The 633-nt window shown below is 70.6% G+C and carries 1 protein-coding gene; it reads right to left on the bottom strand.

Annotation, left to right across the window (positions count from 1 at the left end):
• Nucleotides 1-633: SpoIIE family protein phosphatase (locus KGQ19_RS48810; RefSeq protein WP_212022489.1), on the bottom strand; the 633-nt coding region annotated here is incomplete at both ends.

Here is a 633-nt window from a genome sequence, read left to right as displayed (position 1 = left end):
ATCTTCCCGTTCCCCGTAGTCCGCGTCCCCCACCGGGTAGCCAGCTGGTTCACCAGCTGCAGCCCCCGCCCGCCCTCATCCGTCTCCTGCGCCCGCCGCACCTGCGGCACCACATCCAGCGCGTCCCCCACCTCCACCAGCAGCCGATCCGTCTTCAGCATGTCCAGCGACACCGGCGAGCGCCCGTAGCGCTGCGCGTTCGTCACCAGCTCGCTGACCAGCAGCTCCGCGGTGTCCGTCAGGCTGCTCAGGCCCCATTCCGCGAGCCGTTCGCGGACCTTGCGCCGTGCGTCGGACACGGCTGAGGGGTGCGCGTCCAGCTGCCAGTGGGCCTTGCGCTCCGGCGGAATCGACTGGACCTGGGCCAGCAGCAGCGTCGCGTCGTCCGAGGTGTCGCCGGTGATGCCCAGGACGTCCGTCACCGCGTCGCAGCACTCTTCCAACGAGTCCGGTGGGCAGTTCGCCAGCAACGCCGCCATCACCCCGATCCCCTCGTCGATGTCGCGGCCCTTGTCCTCGACCATGCCGTCCGTGTAGAACGCCAGCCGGGAGCGGTCCGGGATGTCGAACTCCTTCGTCTCGAACACCCAGCTCCGATACGCCCCGCCGCCCACCCCCAGCGGCGGCGAGGGC

Source organism: Catenulispora pinistramenti (assembly GCF_018274385.1).
GTDB lineage: Bacteria > Actinomycetota > Actinomycetes > Streptomycetales > Catenulisporaceae > Catenulispora > Catenulispora pinistramenti.
This window is presented reverse-complemented; position numbering and strand designations above follow the sequence as displayed.